The 24,811-nt window shown below is 69.3% G+C and carries 24 protein-coding genes; 12 read left to right on the forward strand and 12 right to left on the reverse strand.

The genetic code is table 11. The annotated features are described in order from the left end of the window. Positions 1-18: 18 nt before the first annotated feature. Both ACFVSU_RS12745 and ACFVSU_RS12750 read right to left on the reverse strand, forming a co-directional pair. Positions 19-759, reverse strand: a complete 741-nt coding sequence (locus tag ACFVSU_RS12745; RefSeq protein ID WP_387143152.1) for an ABC transporter permease — start codon at positions 757-759, stop codon at positions 19-21. Position 760: 1 nt separating this feature from the next. Then, positions 761-1,672 (reverse strand): ABC transporter ATP-binding protein, encoded by a 912-nt coding sequence (locus tag ACFVSU_RS12750; RefSeq protein ID WP_387143155.1) that lies wholly within the window; start codon positions 1,670-1,672, stop codon positions 761-763. Positions 1,673-1,783: 111 nt separating this feature from the next. On the opposite strand from ACFVSU_RS12750, the gene ACFVSU_RS12755 reads away from it, so the two are divergent. Then, the gene (locus ACFVSU_RS12755) at positions 1,784-4,660 is read left to right on the forward strand and encodes an HAD-IC family P-type ATPase (RefSeq protein ID WP_387143158.1); all 2,877 of its coding nucleotides are present in this window, start codon (positions 1,784-1,786) and stop codon (positions 4,658-4,660) included. 72 nt (positions 4,661-4,732) lie between these two features. Here ACFVSU_RS12755 and ACFVSU_RS12760 read toward each other — a convergent pair whose 3' ends face one another. Next, positions 4,733-5,413, reverse strand: coding sequence for a phosphatase PAP2 family protein (locus ACFVSU_RS12760; RefSeq protein ID WP_387143161.1), 681 nt, complete (start codon positions 5,411-5,413; stop codon positions 4,733-4,735). A 179-nt stretch (positions 5,414-5,592) separates the two neighbouring features. Here ACFVSU_RS12760 and ACFVSU_RS12765 point away from each other — a divergent pair, with 179 nt between their 5' ends. After that, positions 5,593-6,078, forward strand: coding sequence for a GNAT family N-acetyltransferase (locus tag ACFVSU_RS12765; protein ID WP_387143164.1), 486 nt, complete (start codon positions 5,593-5,595; stop codon positions 6,076-6,078). Positions 6,079-6,546: 468 nt separating this feature from the next. On the opposite strand, the gene ACFVSU_RS12770 is transcribed toward ACFVSU_RS12765, so the two are convergent. Both ACFVSU_RS12770 and ACFVSU_RS12775 read right to left on the reverse strand, forming a co-directional pair. Then, a complete protein-coding gene (locus tag ACFVSU_RS12770) occupies positions 6,547-7,590 on the reverse strand; it encodes an alcohol dehydrogenase catalytic domain-containing protein (RefSeq protein WP_387143167.1) in 1,044 nt (347 codons plus the stop codon). Between the two features lie 26 nt (positions 7,591-7,616). After that, the gene (locus tag ACFVSU_RS12775; protein ID WP_387143170.1) at positions 7,617-8,849 is read right to left on the reverse strand and encodes an MFS transporter; all 1,233 of its coding nucleotides are present in this window, start codon (positions 8,847-8,849) and stop codon (positions 7,617-7,619) included. Positions 8,850-8,851: 2 nt separating this feature from the next. On the opposite strand from ACFVSU_RS12775, the gene ACFVSU_RS12780 reads away from it, so the two are divergent. After that, the gene (locus ACFVSU_RS12780) at positions 8,852-9,901 is read left to right on the forward strand and encodes a helix-turn-helix transcriptional regulator (protein WP_387143173.1); all 1,050 of its coding nucleotides are present in this window, start codon (positions 8,852-8,854) and stop codon (positions 9,899-9,901) included. Between the two features lie 36 nt (positions 9,902-9,937). Here ACFVSU_RS12780 and ACFVSU_RS12785 read toward each other — a convergent pair whose 3' ends face one another. Beyond that, positions 9,938-10,618: a DUF2461 domain-containing protein gene (locus tag ACFVSU_RS12785; protein WP_387143176.1), complete on the reverse strand. Its 681-nt coding sequence runs from the start codon at positions 10,616-10,618 to the stop codon at positions 9,938-9,940. 66 nt (positions 10,619-10,684) lie between these two features. Between ACFVSU_RS12785 and ACFVSU_RS12790 the strand changes: the two genes are divergently transcribed. The 4 genes from ACFVSU_RS12790 to ACFVSU_RS12805 all read left to right on the forward strand — a co-directional run bounded on the left by ACFVSU_RS12790 (position 10,685) and on the right by ACFVSU_RS12805 (position 14,291). Continuing rightward, on the forward strand, positions 10,685-11,275 hold the full coding sequence (locus ACFVSU_RS12790; RefSeq protein WP_387143179.1) for a dihydrofolate reductase family protein: 591 nt from the start codon (positions 10,685-10,687) through the stop codon (positions 11,273-11,275). 65 nt (positions 11,276-11,340) lie between these two features. After that, on the forward strand, positions 11,341-12,462 hold the full coding sequence (locus ACFVSU_RS12795; protein WP_387143182.1) for an outer membrane lipoprotein carrier protein LolA: 1,122 nt from the start codon (positions 11,341-11,343) through the stop codon (positions 12,460-12,462). A gap of 7 nt (positions 12,463-12,469) precedes the next feature. Beyond that, a complete protein-coding gene (locus tag ACFVSU_RS12800; protein WP_387143185.1) occupies positions 12,470-13,411 on the forward strand; it encodes an ATP-binding cassette domain-containing protein in 942 nt (313 codons plus the stop codon). 127 nt (positions 13,412-13,538) lie between these two features. Then, positions 13,539-14,291 (forward strand): ABC transporter permease, encoded by a 753-nt coding sequence (locus ACFVSU_RS12805; RefSeq protein ID WP_387143188.1) that lies wholly within the window; start codon positions 13,539-13,541, stop codon positions 14,289-14,291. Positions 14,292-14,418: 127 nt separating this feature from the next. On the opposite strand, the gene ACFVSU_RS12810 is transcribed toward ACFVSU_RS12805, so the two are convergent. The 4 genes from ACFVSU_RS12810 to ACFVSU_RS12825 all read right to left on the reverse strand — a co-directional run bounded on the left by ACFVSU_RS12810 (position 14,419) and on the right by ACFVSU_RS12825 (position 17,439). Next, positions 14,419-15,144, reverse strand: a complete 726-nt coding sequence (locus ACFVSU_RS12810; protein WP_387143191.1) for an aquaporin — start codon at positions 15,142-15,144, stop codon at positions 14,419-14,421. Then, positions 15,141-15,548, reverse strand: coding sequence for an arsenate reductase ArsC (locus ACFVSU_RS12815; protein WP_387143194.1), 408 nt, complete (start codon positions 15,546-15,548; stop codon positions 15,141-15,143). Before ACFVSU_RS12815 ends, ACFVSU_RS12810 begins: the two co-directional genes overlap by 4 nt. A 68-nt stretch (positions 15,549-15,616) precedes the next feature. Beyond that, complete coding sequence (locus tag ACFVSU_RS12820; RefSeq protein WP_387143525.1) at positions 15,617-16,108, reverse strand: GNAT family N-acetyltransferase; 492 nt, start codon at positions 16,106-16,108, stop codon at positions 15,617-15,619. A gap of 14 nt (positions 16,109-16,122) precedes the next feature. After that, positions 16,123-17,439 (reverse strand): NAD(P)-binding domain-containing protein, encoded by a 1,317-nt coding sequence (locus ACFVSU_RS12825; protein WP_387143197.1) that lies wholly within the window; start codon positions 17,437-17,439, stop codon positions 16,123-16,125. Between the two features lie 90 nt (positions 17,440-17,529). Between ACFVSU_RS12825 and ACFVSU_RS12830 the strand changes: the two genes are divergently transcribed. The 3 genes from ACFVSU_RS12830 (at position 17,530) to ACFVSU_RS12840 (ending at position 18,855) form a co-directional block, all read left to right on the forward strand. Continuing rightward, positions 17,530-17,886, forward strand: coding sequence for a metalloregulator ArsR/SmtB family transcription factor (locus tag ACFVSU_RS12830; protein WP_387143200.1), 357 nt, complete (start codon positions 17,530-17,532; stop codon positions 17,884-17,886). Between the two features lie 67 nt (positions 17,887-17,953). Beyond that, on the forward strand, positions 17,954-18,088 hold the full coding sequence (locus ACFVSU_RS12835) for a hypothetical protein (protein ID WP_387143203.1): 135 nt from the start codon (positions 17,954-17,956) through the stop codon (positions 18,086-18,088). 125 nt (positions 18,089-18,213) lie between these two features. Further along, positions 18,214-18,855: a lysophospholipid acyltransferase family protein gene (locus ACFVSU_RS12840; protein WP_387143206.1), complete on the forward strand. Its 642-nt coding sequence runs from the start codon at positions 18,214-18,216 to the stop codon at positions 18,853-18,855. A 31-nt stretch (positions 18,856-18,886) separates the two neighbouring features. On the opposite strand, the gene arfB is transcribed toward ACFVSU_RS12840, so the two are convergent. Further along, positions 18,887-19,324 carry an alternative ribosome rescue aminoacyl-tRNA hydrolase ArfB gene (gene arfB, locus ACFVSU_RS12845; protein WP_387143208.1) on the reverse strand — a complete coding sequence of 146 codons (438 nt, stop codon included), beginning with the start codon at positions 19,322-19,324 and terminating at the stop codon, positions 18,887-18,889. Between the two features lie 124 nt (positions 19,325-19,448). Here arfB and ACFVSU_RS12850 point away from each other — a divergent pair, with 124 nt between their 5' ends. Then, the gene (locus ACFVSU_RS12850; RefSeq protein WP_387143211.1) at positions 19,449-20,273 is read left to right on the forward strand and encodes a sugar phosphate isomerase/epimerase family protein; all 825 of its coding nucleotides are present in this window, start codon (positions 19,449-19,451) and stop codon (positions 20,271-20,273) included. Then, positions 20,270-21,394 (forward strand): Gfo/Idh/MocA family protein, encoded by a 1,125-nt coding sequence (locus ACFVSU_RS12855; protein WP_387143214.1) that lies wholly within the window; start codon positions 20,270-20,272, stop codon positions 21,392-21,394. The genes ACFVSU_RS12850 and ACFVSU_RS12855 overlap by 4 nt, the downstream gene beginning before the upstream one ends. 117 nt (positions 21,395-21,511) lie before the next feature. Here ACFVSU_RS12855 and ACFVSU_RS12860 read toward each other — a convergent pair whose 3' ends face one another. Then, the gene (locus ACFVSU_RS12860) at positions 21,512-24,559 is read right to left on the reverse strand and encodes a M14 family zinc carboxypeptidase (protein ID WP_387143217.1); all 3,048 of its coding nucleotides are present in this window, start codon (positions 24,557-24,559) and stop codon (positions 21,512-21,514) included. Between the last annotated feature and the right edge of the window lie 252 nt (positions 24,560-24,811).

The following is a 24,811-nucleotide window of genomic DNA, read 5'->3' on the forward strand; positions in this document are numbered from 1 at the left end:
CGGTCGCATGGCGCTGAGCTACTCCCAGCGGAAGAAGCGGACGGCGGCGGTGCCGAGGATCGCCGTCCACACCACCATGACGACGATGTCCTTGAGACTGGGCCAGTCGCCTGCCGAGGTGGCAGCGAGGGCGAGTGCTCCCGCGCCGAGCGGAGTCAGCGCCACGATGTCACCCAGCAGCCCGGGCATCGCCTGCACGGGAAACCAGACGCCCGCGGTGAACATCATCGGGAAGAGCAGCGCCGTCCCGAACGCCGTCGCGACCTTCGCCGTGCGGGCGACGCCTCCGACGAGTCCGCCGAGAGTCAGGCACGACGCGAGTACCAGCAGGTAGACGAGGATGAAGCCGATCGCGTTCCGCGGCAGCGCGACCCCGTAGACGAAGAATCCGAGGAGGATCGGCAAGGCACCGCCCACGATCGCTGCGGCACCGTAGATCAGATACTGCGATTGGAGCGCGGTACGTGGTTTCACCGGTGTCGTCGCGAGGCGACGCAGGATCCGCTGCTCCCGATATGCGGCGAGCACGATCGGGAGCGCCGACAACGACGCCATGAGCATCGCCAAGATCACCGCGACGGGTACATACAGCGCGAGGAAGCTGACCCCGCCCGCTCCCAACGGCTCACGAAGCACCGGAACGAAACCGAGGGCGACGATCAGCGCTGCCGGGAACCCGACGATCCAGAAGACGTAGCCGGGCTCGCGCGAGAACAGTCGCAGCTCGGACTTCAGCAGGGCGAGTGTGGACGAAGCCATGTCACTCCTGCCCCTCGCGGCTGGTGAGGTCGAGGAAGGCGTCGTCGAGCGTCGCGTCCACGATGCGGAGGCGATCAGGATGCACGCCGCGATCGGCGAGCACCTGCAGCACGGGGAGGACGGCCTCGTCCGTGAGGCTCAGCTCCACCCTCCCGTCGTCGCGCCTGCGCACGGCTGCGACGCCCGAGACTCCTTCGAGCAGCGGAGTATCCACCGGGATCGTTGTGGCGAAGCTCATCACGGTGGGAGCTCCGATCCCCCCGATCACGCCCTCGGGGGTGTCGAGCGCGGTGATGCGACCCTGGTCGATCACCGCGAGCCTGTCGCACAGGTGGCGGGCCTCCTCCATGAAATGCGTGACCAGAACGATGGTGGTGCCGGCGTCTCGGGTCTCGTCGACGATGTCCCACACCTCGCGACGGGACCGCGGGTCCAGGCCCGTGCTGAGCTCATCGAGAAGCGCGACCCGTGGTCGGCCGACCAGCGCGAGCGTGATGGCGAGGCGCTGCTGCTGTCCCCCGGACAGATTGCCGTAGCGGGTATCGAGCTTCGGGCCGAGACCGAGCCGGTCGGCGAGGGCGACGCCGTCGATGGGGTCGTCGTAGACCGACGCGTAGAGGGAGATCGCTTCGCGCACCGTCTGCTTCGCCGGGAGCCCGGCCCGCTGGAGCTGGACGCCGACAAGCTTCGTTGTGCTGTCCCGGTTCCTCACCGGATCGAACCCGGCCACCCGGACGGCGCCGGCATCAGGTTTGCGCAGACCGGCGATGCACTCCACTGTGGTGGTCTTGCCTGACCCGTTCGGTCCCAGGATGCCGAAGATCTCGCCCTCATCGACCTCGAGGTCGATCCCGTCCACGGCGACCGTCGAGCCATAGGTCTTGCGGAGCCCGCGGACCTCGATGATCGCCACGCGAGTCAGTCTGACAGTCCGCTCCACAGCTGACCATCGCCTCTCGGCGGCAAGGCATCAAAGAACCCCACTGCTCGGCGGCCCCCTGTGGAACGCCGCTACCCTGAACCCGTGCCGCCCGTAGAGCTCGACACCCAGCCAACCGGACTGACCGAGGCCGAGGTCGCGCAGCGAGTCGCGGCCGGCCGAACGAACCTCTATCGCCCCGATTCGAGTCGCAGCGCGTGGAACATCGTTCGAGCGAACGTGTTCACCCTCTTCAACGGGATCGTGTTCGCGTGCTTCTTCGTCCTCTTCCTCGTGGGGCGCTGGCAGGACGCGCTGTTCGGCTTCGCGGCGTTCGCGAACTCGATCATCGGGTGCATACAGGAGTTCCGCGCCAAAGCGGCGCTCGATCGGCTCGCACTCCTCAACGCATCGTCGGCGCGTGTCCTGCGCAACGGCGTCGAGCGGGACATCCCACCGTCGGAGGTCGTCGTCGATGACGTGCTCGTGCTACGGGCCGGCGATCAGGTTGCGGCAGACGCCGTCGTTCTCGGTGCGCGCGCCCTGCAGATCGACGAGTCGATGCTCACGGGCGAGTCGGATGCTGTCGACAAGCGCCCCGACGACGAGGCCCTGTCGGGGTCGATCGTCGTGGCCGGGGAGGGTTACGCCCGTGTCGACAAGGTGGGTGCGGACTCCTACGCGAACCGGTTCGCGGGCGAAGCGAAGCGGTTCTCACTGGTCGCGAGCGAACTGCGGTCATCGGTCAACCGCGTGTTGAAGTGGGTGGGCTGGATCATCGGGCCCGTCGGGCTGCTCGTCTTCAACGCGCAGATCATGGTCGCCGGCGGCTACGAGACTGCGTTCACGTCGGGTTCCTGGGTGCAGGCGGTGGTCAACACCATCGCCGCACTGACCGCGATGATCCCCCTCGGTCTCGTTCTGATGACGAGCATCGCCTTCGCGGTGGGGGCGGCGAAGCTCGCCGGCAAGCAGGTGCTCGTCAACGAGCTTCCGGCCGTAGAAGGTCTGGCCAGGGTGGATGTCGTCTGCCTCGACAAGACCGGAACGCTCACCATCGGCGACATCGCGTTCGACCGCGCGGTCCCGCTGAGCGACGCTCCCGAACCGGCTCGCTCAGCGGCCGATCGCGTCCTCGGATGGTACGCGGCCGCGCCCGATGCGAACGCAACGGCGCGGGCGATGCGCGACGTGTACGCGGATCCCTCACTCGAGGCATCCCGTTACATCCCGTTCTCGTCGGCGCGAAAGTGGAGCGCCGTGTCGCTCGATGATCAGTCCGGCACTTGGGTGATGGGCGCGCCCGAGATGATCTTCGAGGATGCCGCGACCTCGGCGTCCGGCGAGCTCGGCACAACCGTGACCCGCCTCGCCGAGTCGGGCCGGCGGACGCTGGTGCTGGCGCTGTCCGCAGAGGTGCTCACTGACCGGGAGGTCGCGGCGGAAGTGCTGCCGTCCGGCCTCGCGCCGGTGATGGTGCTGACATTCCGCGAGACCGTGCGACCGGATGCCGCGCAGACCCTCGAGTACTTCCGTCAGCAGGGCGTCGACATCCGCATCATCTCCGGCGACAACCCCCGCACCGTCGCTGCCATCGCCCGCGAGGTGGGGCTCGACGTGCCCGACGGGTTCGATGCCCGGCAGCTCCCCGATGACGATTCCGCCCTGGCCGACGTGCTCGAGCACGAGACCGTGTTCGGACGGGTCACCCCCGAGCAGAAGAAGCGGATGGTGGTCGCACTTCAGAGCCGCGGGCACACGGTCGCGATGACGGGCGACGGAGTGAACGACGCGCTGGCGATCAAGACGGCGGACATCGGCATCGCCATGAACTCAGGATCGGCCGCCACGAAGGCAGTGGCCCGATTGGTGCTCCTCGACGGTCAGTTCTCACACCTGCCGGACGTCGTCGCCGAAGGACGACAGGCCATCGCCAACATCGAACGCGTGTCGATGCTGTTCCTCAACAAGACCGTCTACGCCACGGCACTGGCGATCATCTTCGGCGTGCTGGTGCTGGAATTCCCGTTCCTGCCGAGGCAGCTGTCGATCACTGACGGCCTGACCATCGGGATCCCGGCGTTCTTCCTCGCGCTCATGCCGAACGCGCAGCGCTACATCCCGGGATTCCTGCGACGGTCGCTGCTCTTCGCCGTCCCGTCCGGGATCGTCATCGCGCTCGGTCTGACCTGGTACACCCTCGTCGCGAATGGGCTGGGGGTCAGTGAGCCGCAGCTGCGCACCGGCGCGACGATCATCCTTGCCATCGTCGGAATCTGGGTGCTGGCGGTCTTGTCGCGCCCGCTCAATCGATACAAGGTGCTCATCATCGGAGCGATGTTCATCGCGCTGATCGGCGTCTTCACGATTCCGCTCGCGACCACGTTCTTCGAATTGGCCGACCCGGGCGAGGATCTCGCGCCTGTGATCGCAGGAATCGCGATCGTGATGATCCTGGCGATCGAAGTCGTGCGATACGCGCATCGCCGCCTCACCCGAGCGACCACGGCGGCCGAGTCAGAGGGGCGAGCAGCTCCCGCGCCCCAGCGCTCCCGCGGGGCCCTGGTCGTGACCACGGTGGTCGCCGTGCTGGCCTACGGGGGCGCCCTGCTTTCGGTGCTGCTGGGAACGGCCGTGCTGCTGGCTCGCTACGACGCGCCCGATGCTGCGACGATTCCCGTCTTCTCACTCACCGGCGCCGGACTGATCCTGCTCGGGCTGCTCGTGCTGAGCGCTGCTGCCGGACTCCGCCGGGGCAGCGGGTTCTCCCGCCTGCTGGTGACCGTCTGGTTCGGACTGCTGGCCGCGCTCAGCGTGCTGTTGCTGATCGGGAGCGACCGCTGGGACTGGACTTCGGCGGTCAGCGCAGCCGTGGCCGCCGCGGTCATCGTGCTGCTGTGGACGCCGCCGGCAGCGGCCTCCTTCGGCCGCATCAGAGACTCATCGATGAGCGCCTCGCCGACCCCGGGAGATGGTCGCTGAGATCTGTCGGCGCTGGTGCTCGATGGCACCTGCGCCGAAGCGCAGCCGGTCGCCTGGCGCCCGTCCCACCCGCTACGAGATCAGCTCCTGCCGCACCACAGCAGCGGTCCACCGTCCCAGGATGGCGCCCGCGACGGTGTCCGAGATGTGGTGCTGGCCGCGGTACACCCGCGAGAACGCGATGGCCCCGGGAATCCCGTACCGAAGAAGGGGGCCGAGGAACCGAGCGCCACGCGCGCCGTGGCGATCGAGCAGGTCGGCGAGCGTGCCGTGGAGCGCGAAGGCTGCCGCCGTGTGCCCGGAGGGGAACGACGACGTCGCGTGCGGCTGCTCCGGGCGCCACACCCGCTCGGGTCGTGGTCGTCTCACGAGGGCCGCGGATGCGACGAAGCACGCGGTCTCGAGGGCGAGCGCCGCTGCGGGAGCGACCGCTGAGCGCGGGTCGCGCGTCAGAAGCCAGGTGATGCCGCACCAGATCGCCCCGTTGGCGATGGTCTGCGGCACGCCGGAGTACCAGGAGAGCGGCGCGGTGACCCGATCGATCGGCTCGCGTGGCCCGGTCGGGCCGGCGGGGTCAGTCGCGACGACGGCATCGCGGTCGTCCGGCCGGTGTCCGAACGCATCCTGGAGCGCGCGCACGGCCCCGTCCTCGCGCGGGTCGTCGCCGCCGAGGAGCCGCATCGTCCGTCCAGCCGCAGCGAACACGGCGATCGCGACGAGCCCCGGCAGGACGACGGCTCGGAGCAACGGCATGCCCACAGGCTAGTGGCGCGGCTGGGATGGGATTGGGTCGGGATCTGGCTGCGTCAGGCGTGCGGGAACTCGCGGGAGGCAGGCGATCGCGCGAGATCCGGGGATTCGGGAAGGATGATCTCGTAGGTCAGCTTTTCCCCTCCCGGACACACCTCAGATTGCGCACTACGCTCAACGACGTGATCATCCGGCCGGCATCAGCCGACGACCTCGCGGACATCAACGCCGTCCATGAAGCATGCGGGAGGCGAGCCTGGGACCCCGCAGTTCTCGATCACTCGGACGATCGGCTCGTCGTCGTCGCAGTCGTCGATGGCAAGATCGTCGCGGCCGCCAAAACCCACCACCAATCGACGCCCGAAGGCGGTGCGCCGCAGGGGTACTACCTCGGTGGACTGGCCGTACATCCTTCCCACCGCCGAGAGGGCATCGGCCTCGCTCTGACCCGGGTGCGCGTCGAGTGGGTGTGGGCGCGTGCCGACACTGTCCACTACTTCACCGACGAAGACAACATCGCCTCTCTGCAGATGCATGCGGCATTCGGATTCGAGGAGATCGCACGCCTGCCCACCATTCTCGGCGCGCAAGCGAACCGTGAGCATCTCGTTCTGTTCCGCGCCACCCGACCAGGAGATCGCCGAGCCCGAGCGACAGACCGGACGTGAACTCCCACGCGCTCCTCAGCCGTCGACGGATGCGCCGTCAGCGAAGCGTCACGGGAAACAGTTCGGTACGCGCAACGACCCTGTCTCGGTCGCCCGTGAGCGCCTGACGATCGGGGTCAGCCAGATAGGCATCGAGCGCCCCGGTGTCGGGGAATCGGTAGAGCTGGACCTCGTGCGGTCTCCCGTCGGCGCCGTCGCTCACGGCCCGCTGGAGGACCCCCCCCACCGTGGCGGGGAACAAGCGCGAGGACGCGGTCCTCGTAGTGGGAGAGCCCGACGGTTTCGCCGTCGCGCGCCCAGAGAAAGCAGCAGAGCAGAACTTCGGAGCTATCGGCCACGCGCCGATCCTACAAATGCTCGGCGCTCGCCCCACGACCAGCCCGTGGACGCCTCTTAAGCACGGAGGCTCCCGACGCGTGTCGGGAGCCTCCGCACCTGGCAGTGGCGATATCGATCAGTGGGTGGTGGTCACGAGGCGATGAGGACCTTGAGCGCGGTGCGCTGGTCCATGTCGCGGTATCCGGCCGGGACGCCCTCGAGGTCGGTGGTGGCGTCGAACACCTTTCCGGGGTTGATCTTCCCGTCGAGGATGTCGGGCATCAGCTCGTCGATGTACGCGCGCACGGGTGCGGGGCCGCCGGCGAGGCGGATGTTGTGGCGGAACAGGCTCGCGAAACCGATCGGCGCGTCCTCGTACTGGGGTACGCCGACGCGGCTGATCACGCCACCGCGACGGACCACGCCGAGCGCCTGCTCGTACGCGGACATGTACCCGACGGCTTCGAGCACGACATGGGTGCCGTGCCCGCCGGTGAGCTCGCGCACCTGGGCGATGCCCTCCTCGCCTCGGGCGGAGACCACGTCCGTCGCGCCGAACTCCCGGCCGAGGTCGGTGCGCACCCGATGGCGGCCCATGAGGATGATCTGCTCCGCACCGAGGCGCTTCGCCGACAGCACTCCGAGGAGTCCGACCGCGCCGTCGCCGATCACGGTGACCGACGAGCCGGCCCTCACGCCGCCGGCGACCGCGGCGTGGTACCCGGTGCCGAACACGTCCGACAGCGTGAGCAGCGACGGGATCAGCGCCGAGTCGGCGGCGACAGGCAGCTTGACGAGGGTTCCGTCAGCGAGCGGCACACGCACCGCTTCGGCCTGGCCTCCTTCGTCGGGGATGCCGTCCCAGAAGCCGGCCTCGTGGTGGAGGCAGGAGGTCTGCAGGTTCTCCTTGCAGATCTCGCAGACGTTGTCGGAGATCGCGAACGGCGAGACGACGAGGTCGCCCTTCTTCACCGTCACGACGTCGGGCCCGACCTCTTCCACGACGCCGAGGAACTCGTGACCCATGCGGGCAGGTGCGGCCGCAGCATCCATCGAGTGATAGGGGTGCAGATCGGACCCGCAGATGCAGGACGCAGTGATCCGGACGAGCGCGTCCGTGGGGTTCTTGATGCGGGAGTCGGGGACGTTCTCGATGCGGACGTCGCCGGCACCGTACATGAGCGTGGCACGCATATTCGTGTTTCCTTTGCGGTAGAGGTTCAGGAGTGCGCCGGGCTGCGATGACGCAGAACCGCGAGCGCGATGGTCGGGATGAGGGTGAGCGCGACGATGACCGCTCCGATGGCTGCCGGCCCGTGAGTGCCGAGCGGGCTGGACAGCGCGGCACCGGCGATCGCGGTGCCGATGGCGGTACCGGCGTTGAAGGCGGATACCGCGAGCGCGGAGCCGAGCGTCGCTGCGCGCCCGGCGGAGCGGACGACGAGATGGATGAGCACCCCGTTCGCGCTCAGTCCGAACAGGCCCAGCAGAACCACGAGCCCGGTCATCACGAGCGGGGCGCCCGCGGTGACGCTGATGGCGGCCAGGATCGCGGTGGTCACGGCGGGAGTGAGGATCGTGACGAGGCCGGGGTGACGGTCGCCGTAGCGGCCGCCGAGCACCGTGCCGACGAACGACCCGATGCCGAACCCGGTGAGCACGAGCGGGACGTAGCCCGCATCGACGCCGCCCTGATCGGTGAGGATCGGCGCGATGTAGGAGTATGCGGCCAGCACGCCGCCGGTCGTGGTGATGCACGCCAGCAGCGCCAGCCAGAGACGGCCTGAGCGAACTCCGCCCAGTTCGCGCCGGAGTGACGGGGGAGGTTGGTCCGGATCGTCGGAAGGCACGAGACGGGCGACGAGAACGGTCGCGATGACGGCGGCGACCGCGAGCGCCCAGAAGGTGGTGCGCCAGCCGCCCGCCTGTGCGATGAACGCGCCGATGGGGACGCCGAGGACGGTCGCCAGTGCGCCGCCCGCGGTGACGACGCCGAGGGCGCGGGCGCCCGCGCTCGCGCCGGCCGCGCGGGTGGCCACCACAGCCGAGACCGCCCAGAACGCACCGGTCGCCACCGCGGTGACGAAGCGGGCGCCGAGCAGGATGGCGAAGTCCGAGGTGACGGCGACGGTGACGTGCCCGGCGACGAAGATCAGCATCGCGGTGATCAGGGTGAGTCGCTTGGACATCCGCATCGTGAGCAGCGCCATGAGCGGGGCCCCGATGATCATCCCGGCGGCGAAGACCGTGATGAGGCTTCCCGCCTGCGCGAGTGAGATCTGCAGATCCGTGGCGACTTCGGGAAGGATGCCGGCAACCACGAACTCCGTCGTCAGCATCAGGAACGTCCCCACCGCGAGCACGTACACGACGAGCGGCAGCCGCGCCCGCGACGGGGCGGTCGACGGGGCGGTCTCTCGCGGCCGGGCGGCCTGGATGCTGTCGGTGGTCATCGGTGGCGACTCCTTCGGATGTCCGCGGATCTCGCGGCGACAGCATCCATCACATCCCGGCGCTCGCAGGCGCGGGAGGTCGGGTTTATAGGGGGTACAGGCTCCACCCCCTACGGCGCCGCGCCCGGGGTTACCGTGGGGGAATGGAGAGCCCGAGCAACCGCGATGACATCCGGGACTTCCTCGTCAGCCGGCGCGGACGCATCGCCCCCGAGCAGGTCGGGCTGCCCGCCGGCAGCCGCCGACGTGTGCCGGGCCTGCGCCGCGAGGAAGTCGCGGTGCTGTCCGGGGTGAGCACCGAGTGGTACACCCGCCTCGAGAAGGGACACATCACCGGCGTCTCGGAAGAGGTCCTCGGGGCCGTGGCGCGCGCTCTCGAGCTCAACGACGACGAACGCGAATACCTCTTCGATCTCGCCAAGGCCGCCCGCCCCACGGTGCGGCGCGAGCCTCGTCCCAAGGATGGGGCTCTCGACGGCCCGGTCCGCTGGCTGATCGACTCCGTGACGCTGTCTGCCGTGTTCCTCCGCAACGGCCGGCTCGACGTCCTCGCGACCAACGCGCTGGCCCGCGCCCTGCACGCCCCGATGTTCGAGAGCCCCACCGCCGTCCGCGACCGGGCGAACTTCGCCCGCTTCCACTTCCTCGACCCCGCCGCTCGCGACTTCTTCGTCGACTGGGAAGGGGGCGCATCCGCCACGGTCGCCCTGCTGCGGGCCGAAGCCGGGCGCGAACCCAACGACCGCGCGCTTCGCGAACTCATCGGAGAGCTCTCCACCCGCAGCCACGACTTCACCCGGCTGTGGTCATCTCACGACGTGCGCAGCCGCCACGAAGGACTCAAGCGCCTCCGCCACCCCGTCGTCGGCAACCTCGAGCTCACCTATCAATCCGCCGAGCTCGCCAACCCGAACCGTGCGGCGCGGACCCTTAACCTCTACACCGCCGAGCCGGGCACCCCTCACGAGGACCGCATCAAGCTCCTCGCGAGCTGGGCTGCGACGAACGCCCCCGGCGAGACCGGGCGCGTGGCCGAAGACCTGCCCAGCTAGCCCCTCGGGCGCGTTGGCGCGTCGGCCGCGAACCGGTCACATCCGTTCGCCGGCACCCCGCCTCGACGACTGGGCGGCCTCGAGCAGCTCGGGGCCGAGCGTCTCGGTCAGCCAGGCGCACCAGGTCGAGACGGTGCGCCAGTCTTCGGCGATGATGTCGTACGCGTCGGGCGTCCACATCCAGTCGGCGGGAGGCTCGCGCCTGCCGACCGCGAGCCGCTTGAGCTGCAGCAGCTCGATGCGCGGGTGGTCGGCGCGGTAGCCGCGCGGCGCGGTCTTGAGGGCGTCGCTGCGCATGAGCTCGAAGCCCGCGCCGCGCAGGTCCGCGAGCAGCGCGTCCAGATCCTCGGCCGTGCGCGGATCGTCGACGGCTTCGCGGAAGCGGGCGAGCGCCGCGGGCGGCACGTCATACACGCCGCCGCCCAGCATCAGGCCGTCCTCGCTCAGCTGCAGGTAGTGCGCCACCCGTGCCTGCGAGACCAAGCCGATGTGCAGCTTGTACGGGGTCTTGTCGGCGCTGAAGCGGACGTCGCGATACGGGCGGAAGATCTTCACCGCACCGAACTCGGGCTCGAGCTCTGCGCCGAGCTCCTCGAACGGTCCGCGAACGACCGCGTCGTAGCGCGCTTTGTTGGCCGTCCACCACGTCTTCGTGTTGTCGGCGCGAAGCTCGGCGTAGAACGAGACGGCGTCGCGATCGAGTCCTTCGAATCCCACCCGCCGATCGTAGCGAGCGGATGCCGGGCCACACGAGACTGGGGACTCCGGACAGAGGAGGACGCCATGGGAAAAGTGGTCATGAATGCATCGGTGTCGGTGGACGGCTTCATCGCGGCCGAGAACGACGATCCCGGTCCCCTGTTCGAATGGCTGGTCAGGGGTGACGTGCCCTTGGATGACAGCGGCGTGCTGAACGTGTCGCAAGCGTCCTACGACCACATCCGGCCCTACTGGGATGAGATCGGAGTGACGATCGCCGGCCGCCACGTCTTCGACATCACCGACGGCTGGGACGGGAAGCCTCCGAGCGGGATCGATCACGTCGTCGTCGTGACCCACCGACCGGCGCCCGAGTGCTGGGACCCCGACGCGCCGTTCCACTTCGTCGACGGCATCGAGGCGGCGGTGATCAAAGCGAAGGAGCTCGCCGACGGCCGCACCGTCGAGGTCGCTGCCGGCGATGTCGGCGGGCAGATGCTCGCCGCGGGTTTCGTCGACGAGGTGCGCATGGACGTCGCACCGGTCGTGCTCGGGTCCGGCAAGCGCTACTTCGGCTCCATCGACTCGCAGCACCTGTTGGAAGACCCCGACGTCGTTGTGCAGGGCAACCGGGTGCTTCACCTCCGGTATCGGGTGCGCCGCCTGCCGATCTGAGCGGGGCCGCGTTCTCCTATCCATCTCCCAGCCCGCGGGCCGGCGCCGAGGCGTAGCCTTTCCCCATGGATAGGCGGCATCCACGCCGGTCACCAGTTCGTTGGCTCCCGATCGCCGGCGCATTCGTCTTGGCCGCGGCCGTCACCGCGGCCGTGGTCATTCCCGCAGCCGCCGACGCCCGGGTGAATCTTCCCGACAAGACTCCCGCCCAGCTCCTCGAGTTCGCCGCCGCAAGCGATGTCACCGCGCTGACCGGGACGATCGAGCAGACGTCGGATCTCGGCCTGCCTGACCTGTCGAGCCTGACGGGCCCGTCGGGCACAGACGACTCGAGCGCCGACGCCTCCGAGGCCATCGACCTCCTCACCGGTTCGCATACGGCCAAGGTCTATCTCGATGGCGACAAGTCGCGCCTGCAGGTGCTCGATCGCCTCGCCGAACGCGACGTCTACATCGACCGGGCCGCGGGGGAGGGCTGGTTCGTCGACTCCGAGACCAAGACTGCGAGGCACTACACGGCGAGCGGCGACATGACCGCTCCGCAGAAGCAGCCTGACGCGACGGCACAGACCCCGCAGCAGATGCTCGACGATGCTCTCACCAAGCTCGGCGACTCGACGGAGATCTCAGTAGGGACCGACGGGCGCGTGGCTGGCCGTGACGTGTACGAGCTCGTGCTCGCGCCGAACGACGACGCCAGCCTCATCGGCGAGGTGCGCTTCGCCATCGACGGTGAGACGGGCGCTGCGCTCGCAGCATCCATCACCGCCCGCGGCGCCGACCCGCCCGCGTTCGACGTCGCGTTCACGGACGTCTCTTTCTCGGCGCCCGACCCCGGGACGCTCACGTACACCCCCGCGCCGGGATACACCGTCGAGAACCAGTCGCTGTCGGCCCCGGACCACGCAGCGACGCCCGGCGCCGGCGATACAGGGGCGGATGCTGCCCATCAGCCGGTCGTGCATGGCGAAGGCTGGACCGCCGTCGTCGAGCTGCCACCGGCCGACACGAGCACTCCGGGCGCGACAAGCGAGCAGCAGGCGACGCTCGAGAGCCTGACCCGTCCGGTCGCAGGCGGCCGGGTGCTCGAGACGGCGCTCGTGACGGTGTACTTCGCCGACGACGGACGCGTGTTCGCGGGTGCCGTCAGCGCCGATCACCTCGCAGACATCGCGGCCGGCGACTGAGCCCGCAGTGGCCGATCTCGCGATCCAGACCTCCGGTCTGACCAAGAGGTTCGGCGCGCAGACCGCTGTGGATGCGGTCGCGCTCGACGTGCCGCATGGTGCGGTGTTCGGGTTCCTCGGGCCGAACGGGTCGGGTAAGACGACGACGATCCGGATGCTCCTCGGCCTCGTCCGCCCGACCGCGGGCGAAGCGCGCGTCCTGGGGCAGCCCGTCCCCGACGCACTTCACACCGTGCTGCCGCAGGTGGGCGCACTCGTCGAGGGTCCGGCGTTCGCCCCGTTCCTCACCGGCAGGCAGAATCTGCACCGGTTCGACGCGGCGGCCCGGCACACAGCATCCACTTCCCGTCGTCGACGCGTCGAGGAGGCACTCGAGCGCGTCGGGCTGACCACGGCGGCCGACAAGAAGGTGCACGCGTACTCGCTCGGGATGAAGCAGCGCCTCGGCATCGCCAACGCCTTGCTCGCTCCCCGCGCGCTGCTGGTGCTGGACGAACCCACGAACGGGCTCGACCCGCAGGGGACGCGCGAGGTGCGCGGACTCATCCGCTCGCTGGCCGGCGAGGGGGCGACCGTGTTCGTCTCGAGCCACCTGCTCGCCGAGGTCGAGCAGGTGTGCACGCACGCCGGCATCATGAGCGCGGGGCGCCTCGTCGCATCGGGCACGCTCGACGAGCTGCGCCGCGGTGACGGCACGGGCCGCCTGCAGCTGCAGACCCCCGACGTCGCGCGCGCGAGAAAAGTGCTCGCCAACGCGGGGATTCAGACGACGGATGCTGCGCCCTTCACCCTCGTCGGCACGCTCGGCGAGCACGGACCCGAGCCGGAAGACCTCGTCGCGGCCCTCGTGCGGGCCGACGTGCGGGTGCGCGGCATCACGGTCGAGCGGACGAGCCTCGAGGACAGATTCGTCGAGCTGACGGGGGAGGGCTTCGATGTCGTCGCGTGATGCCGCCTCTCGTCCGACGGACACTGCTCCGGCGGCGTCCGGGTCGGGCGGCGAGGCGCGCGGGAGCGGGGTTCCAGGTCTTCTCGGAAGCGAACTGGCGACGCTCTTCCGTCGCCTCCGGACGTGGATGATGCTCGGAGCGCTGTGCCTCGTCCCGGTTCTCCTCGGCGTCGCGGTGCGGATCGCGGGCGGCACCCGTGCAGGCCGCGGGCCGGCGTTCCTCGACCAGATCACCGACAACGGCGTCTTCGTCGGCCTCGCCGCGCTGACGATCGCGATCCCGCTCTTCCTCCCACTCACGATCAGCGTCGTCGCCGGCGACACGATCGCCGGCGAGGCGAGCCTCGGCACCCTCCGCTACCTGCTCGTCGCACCGTCAGGGCGCGTCGCGCTCCTCGCGATCAAGTACGTCGCCGCCGCTGTCTTCTGCGTGATCGCGACCTTCGCGGTGGTCGCGGTGGGCGTGATCGTCGGCGCGATCCTCTTCGGCGCCGGCCCGCTGACCTTGCTGAGCGGAACACAGGTGAGCCTCGCCGAGGGACTGGCTCGGTGTCTTGCCGTCGTGGCGTACGTGTCGGTGTCGATGCTGGGCCTCGCAGCGATCGGTGTGCTGCTCTCGACCCTCACGACGGTGCCCGTAGGTGCCATGGCGGCCACAGCGATCCTCGCTGTCGCGGCGCAGATCGTCGGCCAGATCCCGCAGCTGTCGGCGGTTCACCCCTACCTCTTCACCGACCGTTGGCTCGACTTCGGCGACCTGCTGCGCTCGCCGATCTCGTGGGACACGTTCCTCGACAACGCTCTGCTGCAAGTGGTCTGGATCGTGGTCGCGGGGGCACTCGCGGTCTGGCGGTTCACGACCCGAGACGTGCTGACGTGACCGCGGTCCGCGTCAACTCAGCGCGATCGTGCGCGGATCGCCGTCTCAAGCTCTCGGGGGCTGAGCTGGTCACATCCGGGCCGCACCGGCGGATGAGGCGCACGCGGCGAGAACTCCTTCCGTCCGGTCATTTCTTGCGGATCGCGGTCCGACTTACGGCGCTGAAGAACAGGATGCCGAGGCCGGCGCCGATCGCGGCGCCGATGAGTTGGGCGGCGATGAAGGGCAGGGCGGATGACGGGGCGATGCCGGCGAAGGTGTCGGTGAAGATGCGGCCGATCGTGACGGCGGGGTTCGCGAACGAGGTGGAGCTGGTGAACCAGTAGGCGGCGCCGATGTAGGCGCCGACCGCGGTCGCGATCGCGGGGACACTGCGACGGGTGCGGGAGAGTCCGATGATGAGCAGCACGAGTCCGGCGGTGGCGACGATCTCGGCGAGGAACGTCGCGAGTGTGGCGCGGTCGGTGGTCGAGATGGTCGTGGGGGTTGCGAACATGGTGTTCGCAAGGATCGATCCGCAGATGGCGCCGGCGACCTGTGCGACGAGGTAGACGACGAGCGCGGGTGCGGTGAGCCCGGCGCGATCGCGTCGCCCGAGGGTGTAGTCGGCGAGGGAGACGACGGGGTTGAAATGCGCCTCGGAGACGGGCGCGAACAGCAAGATGAGGACGCCGAGGCCGAGGGCGGTGGCGATCGCGTTCTCGAGCAACTGCAGCCCGGCATCCGTCGACAGCCGTTGCGCGGCGATCCCGGAGCCGACCACGACAGTGACGAGCAGTCCGCTGCCGAGGAACTCCGCGAGCGCACGTCGCCAGAGTGGTTGGCGGGCGAGCGTAGGGGCGTCGACGGTCACGCGGTGGGGGTGAGTTCGCTGATGAGCGTCTCCACGCGGCCGCGGATCTCGTTGCGGATGCGGCGGACGGTGTCGGCGTCCTGGCCGGCGGGGTCGTCGAGCTGCCAGTCCTCGTAGCGCTTGCCGGGGAAGATCGGGCAGGCGTCGCCGCAGCCCATCGTGATCACGACATCGGACTCCTGGACCGCGTCGACGGTGAGCAGCTTGGGGGTATTCCCTGCAATGTCGATACCCTCTTCGGCCATCGCGTCGACGGCGATCGGGTTGATCTGGTCCTTGGGCTCCGACCCTGCCGAGAGCACCTCGATCCGGTCGCCGGCGAGGGCCTGCAGGTAGCCGGCGGCCATCTGCGAGCGGCCGGCGTTGTGGACGCAGACGAACAGGACGGTGGGCTTGCTGCTCATGCGGTGGTCTCGCTTCCTTCTTCCCAAAGCATAGGTCGCTGTCTATGAATTAACGGATCCCGCGGACTTCACAAACCGTTGACCGCGCTGCGTCGCTCGACGACCACGGTGTCACGCCACTGGCCGCCGTGCGGCCCGAGCTGGGACCGGGCGATGCGTTCGCGTCGGCCGACGATCCGGAATCCGGCGCGTTCGTGGAGCCGGAGGCTGGTGGTGTTCTCCGGGAAGATGCTCGACTGGATCGTCCAGTACCCGGCGCTCTCGGCTGCGTCGATGAACGCGTCGAGCAAGAGGCGACCGATGCCCTTCCCGTGGTGCGCGGGGTCGATGTAGACCGAGTGCTCGATCACGCCGCGGTAGACCGCCCGTGCGGAGACCGGGGAGGCGGCTGCCCAGCCGATCACGGTGTCGGTGTCGTCGACGGCGACCAGCCGGGCGTCCAGGACCTTGCCCGCGTCGAACTGCTCCCAGGTCGGGGTGGTCGTCTCGAAGGTGGCTTCGCCGCCGGCGATCCCGGCGGCGAAGATCTCCTCCACCCGCGGCCAGTCCGCGGCCGTCATCTCACGGACCTGGATCACGAGCAGCACGAGCTTCCGCCGCCGAGATCGGTCGAGCAGACGCCGGTCGCGGGAAGCGTGAGTTGCACCTCCGTCGCGGCGCGCATGTCGCCGTCGAGCCAGGCGACCACGGAGCGGACCTGCTCGTAGCCGGTGGCGAGCAGGAAGGTCGGCGCGCGGCCGTAGGACTTCATGCCGACCAGGAAGAATCCGGGCTCCGGGTGGCGGAGCTCGTCGAACCCGTGCGGGGCGACGGTGCCGCACGAGTGCAGGTTCGGGTCGATCAGCGGCGCCAACCGGATCGGCGCCTCGACGATGTCGTCCAGCTGCAGCCGGACCTCGCGGAGCATACCGAGGTCGGGTCGGAACCCGGTCGCGCCGACCACGAGGTCGGTGTCATGGGTTGCGGCTTCACCGCGGCGAGTGCCGATGAGTCGGACGCCGTCGCCATGGGGCTTGAGGGTGGAGATCTCGAATGAGTCGATCTTCGCGATGAGCCCGGCATCGACCAACTGGTCGACCCGTGATCCGAGCCGGGCGCGGTCGGCGAGTTCGTCGTCCGCGGACGAGGAGACGCGGACGGCGGAGGCGTTGCGGATCAACCAGGTCACCCGGGTGCCCGGCTCGAGCTGCGCCAGCTCCGCCAAGCCGATGAGAGTGTTGGCGGCGGAGTGCCCGGCGCCGACCACTGTGGTGTGGTGACCGGCGAACCGAGCCCTGTCCGCGCCGAGCACATCCGGCAATGCGTGGATCATGCGACCGTTCACATCGCCGGCGCCGAGCGGGTCGAGACCGGACGAGCTCAACGGATTCGGCGAGCTGTACGTGCCGGACGCATCGATCACGGCCCGCCCGGTCAGTTCCTCGAGACCCTCCTCGGTCCTGACGCGGATCAGGAACGGTGTCGTGGCGCGGCCCGCGGTGCGGGTGCGGTCCATGCCTTCCCGGGACACCGCCACCACCCGGGCGCCGAACCGGATCCGCGACCAGATCTCCGGCAGCGCAGCGAGCGGTTCGAGGTAGTCGTCGACGAGTTCCTGCCCCGTCGGCGCACGTCTCTCGTCGGTAGGCACCGTCCACCCGGCAGACTCGAGAAGCCGACGCGAAGCCGGGTCGATCAAGTGACGCCACGGCGAGAACAGTCGAGTGTGACCCCAGAGTCGGATGGACGCGGCGGCCTGCTCCCCGGCCTCGAGGACGATGAAGTCGATGCCCCGCTCCGCCAGGTTCGCCGCGGCCGCAAGCCCGATCGGGCCGGCCCCGACGATCACCACCGGCAGCGTCGCCAACCGGTCGGTCACGACCGTGCGGGGTGTGAGGTCGAGCAGCGTCACGATGAGCCTCCAACGCAGGATATTGATGAACGTCGATGCTCAGTATGAACAGCTATATCGATGACTGTCAATATCGACTAATGTCGATGTATGGTCACGATGCTCGAGGTCACCGACATCACCGCGCCCACCGGCGAGCTGTGCTGCGCGCCGCTGGTGAAGGAGCCCATCGGGCAGCAGGATGCCGAGCACCTCGCGATCACCTTGAAAGCTCTCGCGGACCCCGCTCGGCTCCGGCTGCTGTCGATCGTGGCGTCGTCCGAGGGCCAGGAGGCGTGTGTGTGCGACCTCATCGAACCCGTCGGCCTCTCACAGCCGACCGTGTCGCATCACCTGAAGATCCTCACCGAGGCCGGCTTCTTGTCCCGCTCCAAGCGAGGCACCTGGGCGTACTACCGACTCCAACCCGACGCTCTCACCGGAGTGGCTGACTTCCTCACCATCTAGTTGACGGACCGGTTGCCGGCGCGCCGCATTCGGGCCAGCCTGCCTCCAGGTCTCCTACGCCTCCGGAATGACGCGGCCGAAGGTCTCGAGGGTGATCGCGTCGGGTTCGGGGCCACCGCGGAGGCCGGTGTCGAGCTTCATGCCCGAGCACCTCACCGAGCTGCTCGACCAGACCGATGTGGTGCGCGGCGGGAGGCACTGACGGTCACCCTCTCCCGCATGCGGATCGCACCCGACGATGCCGGATAGGGTGGCGAGGTGACAGCGCCTGTACCTCCGAACCCCGGCCCTGCACCGCGACCCGGCGCCATCTACTTTCTCGGGCGGGTGGTCCTGCGGCCGCTGTTCTGGTTGATGTACCGTCCGCGCATCGTCGGCCGTGCGAACGTGCCTGAGCATGGGCCGGTGCTGCTGGCGAGCAACCACCTCGCGTCGCTCGACACGGTCATCATCCCCACATCCGCGGCCCGCCCGGTGCAGTTCCTCATCAAGTCGTCGTACTTCACGGGCTCCGGGGTGCTCGGCCGCGTCAAGCGCCGGTTCTTCACCTCGATCGGCGGTGTTCCGGTGTACCGCGCGACCGGTCGCGATGCCCGCGCCGCGCTCGACGCGGGCAGCAGCATCCTCCGGGCCGGGAGCGTGTTCGCGGTGTTCCCCGAGGGGACCCGCTCCCGCGACGGGAAGCTGCACGAGGGCCACGGTGGCGCGGCGTGGATGGCCCGCGACACAGGTGCCGCGGTCGTGCCCGTCGGACTGATCGGGACCGGCAGTGTCAAGCCGCTCAGCCACCTGCTGCCGGGGAGGCCGCGCCTGGAGGTGCGCTTCGGAGAGCCGCTCGACCTCGCGGACCTCGAGGGCGTGCCGGACGGCAAGGCTCGTCGCGAGATGACCGAGCGCATGATGGCCGCGATCGCGCGCCTGAGCGGACAGGAACGCTCCGGCAGCGTGAACGCGACGTCGCGCGACTGAGGCCACTGCGGGAGAAGCACCGCCTCAGTGGTCAGTCCTCGGGTGGTCGACGGAGCCGCTTGACGTCGGTTCGCTGCTTCTTCGCCTTCAGACGTCGCTCCGTGGCTCCACGACTGGGTGTGGTGGGTCGTCGCGCCGGCGGTGGCGGCCGCAGGGCGTCGCCGACGACGGCGGCCAGCCGCGCGCGTGCGGCATCTCGGTTGCGCAATTGCTCGCGGTGCTCGGATGCCGCGACCGTCAATACTCCGCCCACCAAGCGGCCGTGCAGATGCGCGAGGAGGCGCTCTCGCTGAACAGGGGAGAGGGCGGCTGATGCTGCCGCATCCCAGACGAGTTCCGCACGGGAGTCGGCGGTGTTCACGCCTTGCCCGCCCGGGCCCGAGGAACGCGAGAACCGCCAGGACAACTCGGACTCCGGGATGGTGACCCGCGCGTTGATGCGAAGTCCGGGACGGTGGGCGGCCGGCATGAGTCCATCGTCCTCCGCCGGCTGGTCGACAAGCGAAGTCAAAACCTCCACGTGGAGGTTTTATGCTAATCTGCCTTGGCACGGTTCAGCCGATCCGCACGAAGATGTACGAAAGGGGTCCGAAGTGACTCGACCCGAGAGCTCGGTGCAGCTCTACACCCTGGCCGCCGCCTTCTCCGCCGACATGTCCGGCTCGCTGGACAAGCTCGCCGCGATCGGTCTGAAGAACGTCGAGGCCTTCGACTTCGTCCGTCGCCCGCAGGAGATCCGCGCGGCACTGGACGCGGCCGGCCTCGCGTCGCCGACCGGTCACGCCCCGCTGCTCTCGGACGAGCTGTGGACTCCCGACGGCTCGATCCCCACGCCCGCTCCGGAGGTCGTCTTCGAGGCCGCCGCGACGATCGGCGCCACCACGGTCATCGACCCGATGGTGCCGACCGACCGCTGGCTGACCGAGGAAGGCGTCGCTGACACCGCTCGCCGCCTGAACGACCTCGTCGACATCGCGGCCGGGTTCGGTCTCACGGTCGGCTACCACAACCACGCGCAGGAGTTCCTCGCCTCGTTCGACGGCCAGACCGCCTTCGAGCGCTTCCTCGAGCTGACCGACGACCGCGTCGCCATCGAGCTCGACCTGTACTGGGCCGCCGTCGGCGGACAGGACGTCACGGCGCTGACCCGCACCATCGGCGACCGCCTCGTCGCGCTCCACATCAAGGACGGACTGGTTCCCGCCAGCAACCCGTTCGCTCCCGATGCGCCGGCCTTCACCTCGAAGAGCCTGCAGCAGACCCACCCCGGCGAGGGCGTCGTCGCGCTGTCCGACGCGCTGAACGCCGCCCCGTCGGTGAAGTACGCGGTCATCGAGTACGACAACGCTCCGGGCGACGTGTTCGCCGACATCGCGGCGTCCTACGCGTTCCTGCAGGACGGCGGCTTCGTCCGATGACCCGCGTCGGAGTCGGCATCATCGGCGCCGGCGTCATCAGCGACACGTATCTCAAGAACCTCACGTCCTTCCCGGACGTCGAGGTCCTGGCCGTCGGCGACCTCCTGCCCGATCGTGCGCAGAGCAAGGCCGAAGAGTACGGCGTGCCGGTCCACGGCGATGCCTCTGCGGTGCTCGACCACCCGGACGTCCAGGTCGTGGTGAACCTCACGATCCCTGCGGCGCACGTCGAGGTCTCCGAGGCCGCGATCAACGCCGGCAAGCACGTGTGGACCGAGAAGCCGGTCGGACTCGACCTCGCCGACGTCTCCCGCATCCTGGCGGCCGCGGACGCCGCCGGGCTGCGCGTCGGCTCGGCGCCCGACACGATCCTCGGACCGGGCTTCCAGACGGCCAAGCGCGCGATCGCGGAGGGCGTGATCGGCGAGCCGCTGTTCGCGCAGACCGCGTTCCAGACGCAGGGCCCCGACCTGTGGCATCCGGATCCCGCGTTCCTCTTCAGCACGGGCGCAGGTCCGCTGCTGGACATGGGCCCGTACTACATCAGCGGTCTGGTGAGCCTCCTCGGACCGGTGGCCCGCGTGTTCGCGGCGGGCCTGCGTGCGCGCGACGAGCGCACGGTCCACCTCGGCCCCATCGCCGGCACCAACTTCACCGTGGAGGTGCCGACGACGGTGCAGCTGACGACGGTGTTCGAGGCGGGTCAGCAGGCGCAGAGCCTGCTGAGCTTCGACTCGGCACTCGAGCGCCACGGCGTCTTCGAGGTGCACGGCACCGAAGGCACGATCGTGCTGCCCGACCCCAACCAGTTCGAGGGCCGCATCGCCTACGTGAAGCCGCTCGGCGTGCTGCGCGACGGTGCGAAGTTCGAGCAGGAGTGGATCGACGTCCCGCAGCAGGGTGCCGTCGTCGGGCGCGGCCTCGGCCTCCTCGACATGGTGCGCGCCATCGCCGAGGACCGCCCGCACGTCGCCAGCGGCCAGCTCGGACTCCACGTGCTCGACGTCATGCTCTCCGCAGAGCAGTCCGTCGAGTCCGGCCAGGCCATCGAGATCGGCACCACCGTCGCCCCCGTGCCGTCGGTGCCCGCGGACTTCGATCCGTTCGCCGCGACGCTCTGACACCTTCTCGCACCAGAGGCCGCGCCGTCCCCTCAGGGGCGGCGCGGCTTTCTGCGTATGGTGACGGATGCTGCGGCGAAGGGCGAACCCCGGGGCGCAGCATCCGTCACCCGGCGACTATCCGGCGAAGTGCGCCAGCATCCGCGCGACGACGTCGGCACGAGCGGCATCCGACTCGAGCTGCTCGAGGCCGAAGCCGAACAGCAGGGTGTCGGGCGTCGCCGTGACCGCGACGACGTCGCCGAGGCCGTCCGCGATCTCGAAGTCGCTCGCGTTCGCGGGGCTCCCGTCGGGCGCACCGAGCACCGACCAGGCGCCGAAGCCCGCTTCGAAGCCCTCGGCCTGCGTCGGCGCTCCCCCGACGACGAGCCTGGTGTCGTCGACGATGAGGCCCGCACCACCGGTGGACGGGTCGGTGACGTAGCTCACGACCACCTCGATGTTCTTGCCCGCGTACGCGCTGAGATCGAACGCCACGGGAATCCAGCCGCCCGACGTGCCGGTGAAGGAGTTCCACTGGCCCGTCGTGCCCGTCGGCAGGCAGGGGTCGCCGAGCGTGAGGTAGTGCTCGAGCTGCGCGTGCTCGCCCATGTAGAAGCCCGCTTCGCACTCCGTCGGGACGTCGGCGGAGGTGTTGCCGTTGAGGTCGGGGAGGGTCGTCCAGTCATCCGAACCGACAGTGTGCACCTCCACGATCACGTTGTCGTAGCCTTCTTCGGTGTCGTAGGCGATCTGCGCCTCGAACCTCGGCGCGTCGGCGGCGGTCACGCCGGTGAGGTCGAAGGTCCGACCCAATCGCTGGTAGCTGTCGTCGACGTGCGTCGCCGCGGCTGCCAGGGCGCCCTCGACCGCGACGAGCCTGCCCGTCACATCGGTGTAGTCCGCCGCCGCCCAGCTCTCGAACTGCGGGAAGTCGGCCACCGGCAGCCGTTCGCTGGTCGGAGTGAAGGCGCCGACCTCGTCGATCGGATTGTCGACGGTGGCCGGTCCGCCGAAGAGAGCCTGGAAGCCGTCGAGCGGCTCAGCGGTGCCCGCTACGCCCTCGGCCGCCAGCGGCGCGCGATCGTACGCACCCATCCAGTACTGGGTGAAGTCGTCGGCCAGCAGCAGGCAGTCCGCGAACGGATCGACGGTGACCACGCAGTCCTGATCGGGGTGGCCGTCCAGGCCGTAGTAGATGCCGCCGAACATGCTCGCGCCGATGCCGTAGTAGGCCGTGGTCTCACCGGTGTAGGCGACCTTGCCGCCCTCGTTGAGATAGTCCCGCATGGCGATGGTCAGGTACTGCTGCCGTTCGGCGACCGAGAGGTCGGGAAGCTGCGCGGACCCGTACTGCGTGAGCTCGTCCTCGGGATCCTGGGTCAGCCTGTTGTCGCCGAGGTACCAGAGCACCGCGTCGTAGTGACCGAGCACGCCGAGGTCGTGGGGGACGCCCTGCGCGTCGACATCCCACACGTCGGGGGTGACGCCGTTGGCGACGAGGGCATCGACGTACTCGCCGACGTACTTCGGCGCATTCGTGCCCGCCGGGTAGGTCGGGTTCACGCCGGTGTAGTCCTCGTTCGCGACGATCAGGACGGAGTTTCCGGTGTCTTGCGCGACCGTGTACGTGAAGTGCTCGCTCTCGCGGGGGCCCGCCCCCTGCTGGCCCTTCGGGATGTCCTTGCCCGTGGCCGTGCCGGTGAACCACACCTCGACGCTGTCGCCCGGTTTCGCGCCCGTCACGACGCCGCGGTACTCGGCGTAGTAGTCCACGTTCTCTGACCCGTAGCGCTCGCCGCCGGCCCACTCGGTGACGTCCACCTTCTGGGGCCTTCCGCCGTTGATCGAGTACGTCATCTTCTTGGCCTTCAGCGCCTTCTTCGCCCAGACCGCCACGGTCTGCGGGTCGCCGTACGACACCGTGAACGAGTCGACACGGAAGTCCTCCGCGTCGCGGCCCACGACGGAGACGGGGTCGTCGGGGTCGCTCGCCGACTCGGCCACGGCCAGCGCGAAGGGGATGTTCTTCTCGAACTCCGCCTGGATGAGGGCCTCGTCGTCGGGGAAGTCGAAGCCCAGGAACTGGCAATCGTCCTCGGTCCAGTCGTCGTCGGGGACGGAGTTCACCGCCGCCTCGCACGTCGACATCTCCGGGGTGAAGCCCAGCGTCCCGTGCGCCTCCTGCATGTGCGAGTCGAGGTCGCCGTTGGTCGTGTAGAGCTCCGCCGAGATGTCGGGGTCGTAGCCGGGGACCGCGGGGTTCTCGTCGTCGCCCACCATGGCCTCGTAGATCACGTCGTCCGGCGAGGGCGTCGCCACCTGCCAGCCGATGCCGTGCAGCAGAAGCTCGGCGGCGGAGTGGTAGTTGATCATGAACTGCGGCGTGATGTCGGCGAACAGTCCGTCGAGCGCCTGCGTCTCGGGCTCGGATGCCGGCGAGGGCCCGCGGTAGGTGTCGCTCGCAGGGTTCGGCGAGGAGCCCTCGTTGTCGTAGCCCCACCGCGTCGCCGAGTTGCGGTTCAGATCGACACCGTCGCCGACCGTGATCTCACCGTTCCCGTCGTTGTCGCGGAGGTTCTTGCGCCACAGCCGCTGGCCGTCCTCGAACGTGAAGTCGTAGCCATCCGGGTTCGCGACGGGGACGAACCACAGCTCGGTGTCGTCCACCAGATCGGTGATGCGGTCGTCGGTGCCGTACTGGCTCAGATAGAGGTCGAGCAGCCGGCGCACCATCTCGGGGGTGATCCACTCGCGGGCGTGCTGGGCGGCGACGTACACCGTGGTCGGCTTCTTGCCGTCCTTGGTCTTCGCCACGTTCTTGGTCACGCGCACGGCGCCGATCTCCCGGCCCTGAGCGGTCTCGCCGATGACACGGAACTCGGCGATCTTGGGGTGCGCGGCAGCTTGCGCCATGAGCTCGTCGAGGATGCCGCCGTCGCCGCTGTACATCCGGAAGACGCCGTCGGTCTGCTGGAGCGACCGGCGCTGACGCGACGGGTCGGCCTGAACCTGCAGATCGGTGCCCCCGGCGGCGAGGGCATCGACCTGGCCGCCGCTCAGGATGACCTGCACGTCGACGAGCCCGGATCCGTCCGCACTCGGCGTCATGACGAGCTCGCTGCGGTCGACGCCGAGGTCGACGATGGCGGCGAGGCCATCGGCATCGACGGTGCCCGAATACACCGCGAGTCGGTCGTCGCCGCTCGGCGTCGGTGGACTCGCGTAACTCGGAGTGGCAACCAGCCCGGTCAGAACGAGAGCCGACACAGTGGCGACAGCAGCCTTACGGAACATCTCTACTCCCTTGTAGCTGACGTATCCGACCGAGGAGACCCCCGGCGAGGTCGGCGCGATTTCCCCTCACGGCGCCGAACGGTCCCCATCCTGGACCCACCTTCGAAGGCGGTCAACAGGGGTCGTCGCGCGGGCGTCCGG

The sequence above is a fragment of the Microbacterium sp. NPDC058062 genome (assembly GCF_042885375.1).
GTDB lineage: Bacteria > Actinomycetota > Actinomycetes > Actinomycetales > Microbacteriaceae > Microbacterium > Microbacterium trichothecenolyticum_C.

Excerpts from the sequence above, each read along its gene's own strand:
- ACFVSU_RS12745 (WP_387143152.1), bottom strand. The coding sequence starts at position 759 with ATGGCTTCGTCCACACTCGCCCTGCTGAAGTCCGAGCTGCGACTGTTC.
- ACFVSU_RS12760 (WP_387143161.1), bottom strand. The coding sequence starts at position 5,413 with ATGCCGTTGCTCCGAGCCGTCGTCCTGCCGGGGCTCGTCGCGATCGCC.
- ACFVSU_RS12770 (WP_387143167.1), bottom strand. The coding sequence starts at position 7,590 with ATGCGTGCCACGCTCATGTACGGTGCCGGCGACGTCCGCATCGAGAAC.
- ACFVSU_RS12775 (WP_387143170.1), bottom strand. The coding sequence starts at position 8,849 with ATGACCACCGACAGCATCCAGGCCGCCCGGCCGCGAGAGACCGCCCCG.
- ACFVSU_RS12790 (WP_387143179.1), top strand. The coding sequence starts at position 10,685 with ATGGGAAAAGTGGTCATGAATGCATCGGTGTCGGTGGACGGCTTCATC.
- ACFVSU_RS12795 (WP_387143182.1), top strand. The coding sequence starts at position 11,341 with ATGGATAGGCGGCATCCACGCCGGTCACCAGTTCGTTGGCTCCCGATC.
- ACFVSU_RS12805 (WP_387143188.1), top strand. The coding sequence starts at position 13,539 with ATGATGCTCGGAGCGCTGTGCCTCGTCCCGGTTCTCCTCGGCGTCGCG.
- ACFVSU_RS12815 (WP_387143194.1), bottom strand. The coding sequence starts at position 15,548 with ATGAGCAGCAAGCCCACCGTCCTGTTCGTCTGCGTCCACAACGCCGGC.
- ACFVSU_RS12820 (WP_387143525.1), bottom strand. The coding sequence starts at position 16,108 with ATGACGGCCGCGGACTGGCCGCGGGTGGAGGAGATCTTCGCCGCCGGG.
- ACFVSU_RS12830 (WP_387143200.1), top strand. The coding sequence starts at position 17,530 with ATGGTCACGATGCTCGAGGTCACCGACATCACCGCGCCCACCGGCGAG.
- ACFVSU_RS12835 (WP_387143203.1), top strand. The coding sequence starts at position 17,954 with ATGACGCGGCCGAAGGTCTCGAGGGTGATCGCGTCGGGTTCGGGGCCA.
- arfB (WP_387143208.1), bottom strand. The coding sequence starts at position 19,324 with ATGCCGGCCGCCCACCGTCCCGGACTTCGCATCAACGCGCGGGTCACC.
- ACFVSU_RS12855 (WP_387143214.1), top strand. The coding sequence starts at position 20,270 with ATGACCCGCGTCGGAGTCGGCATCATCGGCGCCGGCGTCATCAGCGAC.